Consider the following 7,953-nt stretch of genomic DNA (forward strand, 5'->3'; position numbering starts at 1 on the left):
CGACCTGGACGCCGCCGACCCGCTGGCCGCCTACCGCGGCCACTTCATCGGAACCGACACGGACCTGTCCTACCTGGACGGCAACTCCTTGGGCCGCCCGCTCAAGCGCACGGTCACCGACATCAGCAGCTTCATCCAGGACAGCTGGGGCGGCCGGCTGATCCGCGGCTGGGACGAGGAGTGGCTGGAACTCCCGCAGTCCATCGGTGACCAGCTCGGCCGCGCCGTGCTCGGCGCCGGTCCGGGGCAGACCATCATTGCCGACTCCACCACGGTGGTCCTGTACAAGCTGATCCGGGCTGCGCTGGCCGCGGTCACCGACCCGGCGCGCACCGAAATCGTGCTGGACACGGACAATTTCCCCACCGACCGCTACCTCGTCGAGGGCATCGCCCGCGAAGAAGGACTGACGCTGCGCTGGATCGACGCCGATCCCTCCTCCGGCGTGACCGTCGACCAGGTGCGCGCCGCCACCGGCCCGGCCACCGCCGTCGTGGTCCTGAGCCAGATCGCCTACCGCTCCGGGTTCCTCGGGGACCTGCCGGGGATCACCGCCGCCGTGCACGACGCCGGTGCGCTGGTGGTGTGGGACCTGTGCCATTCCGCCGGTTCGGTGGAAATCGCACTGGACGCCGCCGGCGTTGACTTCGCCGCCGGCTGCACCTACAAGTACCTCAACGGGGGACCGGGCTCGCCAGCCTTCGCATACGTCAACGCCCGGCACCTGCCGGGACTGCAGCAGCCGATCTGGGGCTGGATGGGACGCAAGGACGCCTTCGAAATGGGGCCCGGCTATGACGCCGCCGCCGGAATCCGCGGCTTCCTCAGCGGCACCCCGGCGATCTTCGGGATGCTCGCCATGCGCGGCACCCTGGACCTGCTTGAGGAGGTGGGCATGGCCGCCGTCCGGGAGAAGTCCCGGCTGCTGACCGGGTTCGCCGTCGAACTCCACGATGCCTGGCTCGTCCCGGCGGGTGTTGAACTTTCGACGCCGCGGGACCCGGAGCTGCGCGGCAGCCACATCACGGTGGACCACCCGGCGTTCCGGGAGATGACCGCGGCGCTCTGGGAGCAGGACGTCATTCCGGATTTCCGGGCGCCGCAGGGCATCCGGATCGGGCTGTCCCCGCTGAGCACTTCCTTCGACGAGCTCTACCGCGGCGTGGCCGCCATCCGCGAACGGCTGGCGGGGGACGCGTCCGGGCAGTTCCGGGACCAGCCGTTTCGACAAGATTAGCGGCGTGCCGGTAAACTAAACGTTGGATCCGGCTGCAGTCCGTGGCGGCTGGTTCTTGTTGTGTACGGGAAACTCCCTTTTCGGAGGCGGAATACCGGCGCGGCACCCCCGGCAGTGAGTTACTGATTCGGGCCTCACGGCACATCTCTAGGAGTTATCGTGGCACTTGAAGCCGCTGTAAAGCAGTCCATCATCAAGGATTTCGCAACGTCCGAGGGCGACACCGGTTCGCCGGAGGTCCAGGTTGCAGTCCTGACTCAGCGGATCAAGGATCTCACTGAGCACATGAAGGTGCACAAGCACGATTACCACACCCAGCGCGGTCTGCTGGCCATGGTTGGTCGTCGCAAGCGCATGCTGACCTACCTCAAGAACACTGACATCACCCGCTACCGTGCGCTCATCGAGCGTCTCGGCCTGCGCCGCTAGTCAGCTTTAGGGGGCGGCCCCTTCCGCGACGGAAAGGGCCGCCCTTCTTCAAACAAAACTCAACAGGAGGATCAACCGCATCACGCATTCGCGGTCTTCGGTAGTGATCTCCGGGAACGGCTTCAAGGGATGAAGCCCAGGCCCGTGGGTCTCGATCGATGACCGGGTGCAGTGCAGTCCAGCAGACAGATGCTGGACTGGGTTGATGCGGCTGGACTCCGTGAACCATGAAACGGAGGTGACTCTCTATGGAGGGTCCCGAAATCCAGTTCTCAGAAGCAGTCATTGACAATGGCCGTTTCGGCAAGCGTGTAATCCGCTTTGAAACCGGCCGCCTTGCCAAGCAGGCAGCCGGCGCAGCGATGGTCTACCTCGACGAAGAGACCGCACTGCTGTCCGCCACCACCGCCGGCAAGCACCCGCGTGAAGGATTCGACTTCTTCCCGCTGACCGTCGACGTCGAAGAGCGTATGTACGCCGCCGGACGCATCCCGGGCTCGTTCTTCCGCCGTGAGGGCCGCCCCTCCACGGAAGCCATCCTGGCCTGCCGCCTGATGGACCGCCCGCTGCGCCCCGCCTTCGTCAAGGGCCTGCGCAACGAGGTCCAGATCGTCGTGACCGTGCTGTCCATCAACCCGGACGAGCTTTACGACGTCGTAGCGATCAACGCTTCCTCGATGTCCACCCAGCTTTCCGGCCTGCCCTTCTCCGGCCCGATCGGCGGCGTCCGCGTTGCCCTGATCGCCGACGAGCACGGCTCGCAGTGGGTTGCGTTCCCGAAGCACTCCCAGCTTGAGAACGCCGTCTTCAACATGGTCGTTGCCGGCCGCGTCAAGGGCGATGACGTCGCCATCATGATGGTTGAAGCCGAAGCCACCGACAACTCCTGGAACCTCATCAAGGAACAGGGCGCCACCGCCCCGACCGAAGAGGTCGTTTCAGAGGGCCTCGAGGCTGCCAAGCCGTTCATCAAGGCCCTCTGCGACGCCCAGTCGGACCTGGCGGCACGCGCCGCCAAGCCGACCGTCGAGTTCCCGGTCTTCCTGGACTACCAGGACGACGTCTACGCCGCTGTGGAGTCCGCTGCCGCCGAGAAGCTGGCCGCTGTCTTCCAGATCGCCGACAAGCAGGAACGCGACACCGCATCGGATTCGCTCAAGGACGAGGTCACCTCTTCCCTGGCCGGCCAGTTCGAGGGCCGCGAGAAGGAGCTGTCCGCAGCCTTCCGCTCCGTCACCAAGCACGTTGTGCGCCAGCGCATCCTCACGGACCAGATCCGCATCGACGGCCGTGGCCTGACGGACATCCGCCAGCTCACCGCCGAGGTTGAAGTTCTGCCCCGCGTCCACGGCTCGGCCATCTTCGAACGCGGCGAGACCCAGATCATGGGTGTCACCACGCTGAACATGCTCAAGATGGAACAGCAGATCGACTCGCTGTCACCCGTGACGCGCAAGCGCTACATGCACAACTACAACTTCCCGCCGTACTCCACCGGCGAGACCGGGCGCGTCGGTTCCCCGAAGCGCCGCGAAATCGGCCACGGTGCCCTCGCTGAGCGCGCCATCATGCCGGTGCTGCCGTCCCGCGAGGAATTCCCCTACGCCATCCGCCAGGTGTCTGAGGCTCTCAGCTCCAACGGTTCGACGTCGATGGGTTCCGTCTGCGCCTCCACGCTGTCCCTGCTCAACGCGGGTGTGCCGCTGAAGGCTGCTGTTGCCGGTATCGCCATGGGCCTGGTCTCCGACCAGGTTGACGGCCAGACCCGCTACGCCGCCCTGACCGATATCCTCGGCGCCGAAGATGCCTTCGGTGACATGGACTTCAAGGTCGCCGGTACCGCTGAGTTCGTCACGGCCATCCAGCTGGACACGAAGCTCGACGGCATCCCGGCCTCCGTCCTGGCAGCCGCCCTGAAGCAGGCCCGCGAGGCCCGCCTGCACATCCTGGACGTCCTGAACTCCGCGATCGACACCCCGGACGAGCTCTCCGAGTTCGCGCCGCGCGTCATCGCGGTCAAGATCCCGGTAGACAAGATCGGCGAGGTCATCGGCCCGAAGGGCAAGATGATCAACCAGATCCAGGAAGACACCGGAGCCGACATCTCGATCGAGGACGACGGAACGGTCTACATCGGCGCCACGAACGGCCCGTCTGCCGACGCAGCACGGTCCGCGATCAACGCCATCGCCAACCCGCAGATCCCGGAAATCGGCGAGCGCTACCTGGGCACGGTCGTCAAGACCACCACCTTCGGCGCCTTCGTTTCCCTGACTCCGGGCAAGGACGGTCTGCTGCACATCTCCGAGCTGCGCAAGATCGCCGGCGGCAAGCGCGTGGACAACGTCGATGACGTCGTCTCCGTCGGCCAGAAGATCCAGGTGGAAATCACCAAGATCGATGACCGCGGCAAGCTCTCCCTGTCTCCCGTTGTGGCTGACGAGGCAGGAACTGGGAACTCAGAGAACCCGGACAACGCTGAGGTCTCCCTGGAGTCCGCAGAGTAGTCTTTCCTGTTCCAAGTGGCGGGGCCGGTGGATCATCCACCGGCCCCGCTGCCATTTAAAGGTACGATGGCAGGCAGATTTGGCACGTTTTTACTGAAAGGCCTTGATGACTGTCGTCCCCCTGCCGCTTGAGCAGAACCAGCACGCTGACACCCTGATCCACGGCGCCGACGGCGGTTCCGAGGTACGCCGTTCGGTGCTGCCTGGCGGCGTCCGCGTACTGACCGAGGCGATGCCGGGGCAGCGCTCGGCCACCATCGGTTTTTGGGTCGGCGTCGGCTCCCGCGACGAGGCGCCCGGCCAGCACGGTTCCACCCACTTCCTGGAGCACCTCCTGTTCAAGGGCACCAAACGGCGGACCGCGCTGGAGATCGCCTCGGCCTTCGACGAGGTGGGCGGGGAATCCAACGCCGCCACGGCGAAGGAAAGCACCTGCTACTTCGCCCGCGTCCTGGACACCGACCTGCCGATGGCAATCGACGTCATCGCGGACATGATCACCGGGGCCGTGCTGGACCCGCAGGAGATGGAGCAGGAACGCGACGTCATCCTCGAAGAGATCGCGATGGACAGCGACGACCCCACCGACGTCGCCCACGAACACTTCGTCGCCGCCGTGCTGGGCACCCACCCGCTCGGCCGCCCGATCGGCGGCACCCCGGACGCCATCCGCGCCGTCGCCCGCGACTCGGTCTGGGACCACTACCGCCGTTATTACCGCCCGGACGAGCTCGTCATCACCGCCGCTGGGGGACTGGACCACGACGTCGTCTGCGAACTGGTGGTGGATGCCCTGCACTCCGCCGGCTGGAGCCTGGAGGCCGACGCGGCCCCGGTGCAGCGCCGCTCCACCGACCGCGCCGCCATCACCGGCACCGCCGGACTGCACGTGGTGAAGCGGCCGGTGGAGCAGGCCAACATCATCATGGGCTGCCCCACGATCGTCGCCACCGACGACCGCCGCTTTGTGATGAGCGTGCTCAACGCGGTGCTCGGCGGGGGTATGTCCTCCCGGCTGTTCCAGGAAGTCCGCGAAAAGCGCGGTCTGGTGTACTCGACCTACTCCTTCGCTTCCTCCTACGCCGACGCCGGCTACTTCGGCATGTATGCCGGCTGCACGCCGTCGAAAGTCCGTCAGGTCCTGGAGCTGCTCGGCGCCGAACTGGACAAGCTGGCCGGGGGCGGCATCTCCGAGGAGGAACTGCGCAAGGCCGTTGGGCAGCTGTGCGGCGGCATCGTGCTGGCCCTGGAGGACACCGGCTCCCGGATGTCCCGGCTGGGCCGGGCCGAACTTGTCTCCGGCGAGTACCAGGACATCGACGAGACCCTGCGCCAGATCAAGGCCGTCACGGCGGGGGAAGTCCAGGAGCTCGCCCGCGAACTCGCAGCTGCCCCGCGGACCGTCACCGTGGTGGGCCCCTTCGAGGAAACAGAGACTTTCGGCCTCTGAGGTCCGCGGGGGAGCCCCGGGCCGGCTCCGCAGGATGCTGAGCCGGTCCCGCAGGCCGCTGAACTGGGCCTGCACCCGCCCGGGGCGGCGGGCCCGCTCCTAGACACGGCAGGCGTCGCAGCGTGATGATGGGGACGGGGTAACTCGGGAGGACCGCTGGAAGGAACCCCTGGAAGGAAAATATGGACCGGCCGCTGCCAGGCAGTGCACACGAGGCGCTTGAGGCGTTCCTGGGGCACTGGACCGGAACCACGCAGTGGCAGGCCACGCCCTGGGGCCCCGCGCGTGTTGCCGCCATCGAACTGACTTTCGCCCGCGCAGCCGCCGGGCTGGCCGTCACCCACAGCTACCGGCACACGGATGCCGAAGGCACCCGCTCCGAGGGCCACGGTGTCTTCACCATGGACCCGGACCACCCGGACACCCTCTGGTACCACGTCAACAGCATGGGGCTGCCCCCGGAGGCGCCCGCGCGGGCCAGTTGGCAGGAGGGTACCCTCACCATGGAACGGCGCAGCGGGCGTGGCACGTCCCGGCATGCCTTCCGGGTGGACGACGGCGTGCTGACGCACAGTGCCGGCCTCCGGCTGGGTTCCGCGAACGAATTTACGCCCTTTATGGTCTCCGTCTGCCGGCGCGTGTCCAAGGATGCAGCCGTCCCCGCCTAAGTCTCCTGCTGTCACCGCGCCGCCGCCGTGCTGCCCCGCCGCACCGCGAAGGTGCAGCCGCAGTGCCGCAGCCAATGCCGTCCTCGTGCCCAAACCGATGCCATAACGTTGTAAAGCCCCCCTTGAAATCCGTTGACAGGCAGTGAGCTGCATCATAGATTTGCCGTAATCTGAATCACCTTTCAGGTTCAGCGCAAAATTTCAGTTCATCTCCTGCCAGAGTCCGCAGATTCTCAATGAAAGGCATCCCGTGAAGGATACAAAGAAGTTCCTGATGGCCGCCGTAATGGCCACCGGGCTCGCCCTCAGCGCCTGTGCGCCCACTGCCGGCAGTGCAGCGCCGGCCGCGTCGGGCGGCACCAAGGCCGCCGAACCGGTCAATGTCGGCATCATCTACTCCAAGACCGGACCGCTGGCGGCCTACGGCGCCACCTACTACGAAGGCCTGCAGGCAGGCATCGACTACGCCACCGGCGGGACAGGCGCCGTCAACGGCGCCAAGATCAACCTGACCTACGCCGACGACGGCGGCGACCCGGACAAGGCAGTTACGGCCGCGAAGGACCTGATCGGCAAGGGCTACAAGATCATCGGCGGCACGGTCAGCTCCGGCATCGCGCTCAAGCTGGCGGAACAGGCCGCCCAGAACAAGGTCCTGTACATCTCCGGACCGGCCGCCACCGATGCCATCCAGGGCATCAACAAGTACACCTTCCGCTCGGGCCGCCAGAGCCTGCAGGACGTGGCCACCGCCGGGTCCTTCATCGACACCAAGGGCAAGAAGGTCGTCGTCTTCGCGCAGGACAACGCGTTCGGCCAGGGCAATGTCGCAGCCGTCAAGGCCGTTCTCGGAGCCAAGGGCGCCACCGTGGAAGCGGTCCTGGTTCCGGACGGACAGGAGCTCACCCCCTTCGCCCGCCAGCTCATCGATGCGAAGCCGGACATGGTCTTTGTGGCCTGGGCCGGGGCAACGTCCGGCACCATGTGGCAGACCCTGAGCCAGCAGGGCGCCTTCGACGCCGCCCCGATCGTCACCGGCCTCGGCGACGCCGCCACCTTCGGCGCCTACGGCGAGGCTACTGCCAAGATCAGCTTCCTGAACCACTACTTCCCGGGCGCTTCCGGCACTGACGTGGAGAAGAAGATGATCGCCGCCGTCGAGAAGGCCGGCCAGAAGGCCGACCTCTTCACCCCCGACGGCTTCGTCGCCGGCCAGATGATTGCCCAGGCCGTCAAGGACGGCGGCTCCGACGCCGACGCCATGGTCAAGGCACTTGAGGGCTTCAGCTTCGACGGCCCCAAGGGCAAGGAAACCGTCCGCGCCTCGGACCACGCCCTGGTCCAGGACATGTACCAGGTCAAGCTCGTCCAGACGGGCAGCACCTGGGCCCCCGAGCTCATCAAGGTGGTTGCGGGCGACACGGTCGCCCCGCCGGAAAAGAAGTAACCCGGCGGCGCCGTGCCACCAGGGCATGGCGCCGCACCCCAGCGGGATCAACGCACAGCGGGAAACAGGCCCCCGCGGGAACCAACACCCGCGGGAAACAAGCCCTGCGGGAACCGACACTGACGCCCCAAAGCCACGAAGGATCCGAATGAAATCCCCAGCCCTGCCCGCCCTTGCGGTGGACGGCCTCGGCCTGCAGATCGGCGGTGCCCGCA

Annotated in this window: 6 protein-coding genes; all 6 read left to right on the forward strand. The window is 66.7% G+C overall.

Annotated features, from left to right (window positions below; genetic code table 11):
- Positions 1 to 4: 4 nt before the first annotated feature.
- Positions 5 to 1,237, forward strand: coding sequence for a kynureninase (locus tag BJQ90_RS12880; protein ID WP_413463675.1), 1,233 nt, complete (start codon positions 5 to 7; stop codon positions 1,235 to 1,237).
- A 159-nt stretch (positions 1,238 to 1,396) separates the two neighbouring features.
- Entirely contained in the window at positions 1,397 to 1,666 is a 270-nt protein-coding gene (gene rpsO / locus BJQ90_RS12885) for a 30S ribosomal protein S15 (protein WP_226760651.1), read from the forward strand.
- Positions 1,667 to 1,914: 248 nt separating this feature from the next.
- Positions 1,915 to 4,173: a polyribonucleotide nucleotidyltransferase gene (locus BJQ90_RS12890; RefSeq protein WP_226760652.1), complete on the forward strand. Its 2,259-nt coding sequence runs from the start codon at positions 1,915 to 1,917 to the stop codon at positions 4,171 to 4,173.
- 106 nt (positions 4,174 to 4,279) lie between these two features.
- Complete coding sequence (locus BJQ90_RS12895; RefSeq protein ID WP_226760653.1) at positions 4,280 to 5,623, forward strand: M16 family metallopeptidase; 1,344 nt, start codon at positions 4,280 to 4,282, stop codon at positions 5,621 to 5,623.
- 182 nt (positions 5,624 to 5,805) lie between these two features.
- Positions 5,806 to 6,291: a DUF1579 domain-containing protein gene (locus BJQ90_RS12900; RefSeq protein ID WP_226760654.1), complete on the forward strand. Its 486-nt coding sequence runs from the start codon at positions 5,806 to 5,808 to the stop codon at positions 6,289 to 6,291.
- Positions 6,292 to 6,541: 250 nt separating this feature from the next.
- Positions 6,542 to 7,738, forward strand: a complete 1,197-nt coding sequence (locus BJQ90_RS12905; RefSeq protein ID WP_226760655.1) for a substrate-binding domain-containing protein — start codon at positions 6,542 to 6,544, stop codon at positions 7,736 to 7,738.
- The last annotated feature ends 215 nt before the right edge of the window (positions 7,739 to 7,953 follow it).

Origin of the sequence: Arthrobacter sp. SO3, assembly GCF_020532825.1 — a bacterium.
Taxonomy (GTDB): domain Bacteria; phylum Actinomycetota; class Actinomycetes; order Actinomycetales; family Micrococcaceae; genus Arthrobacter.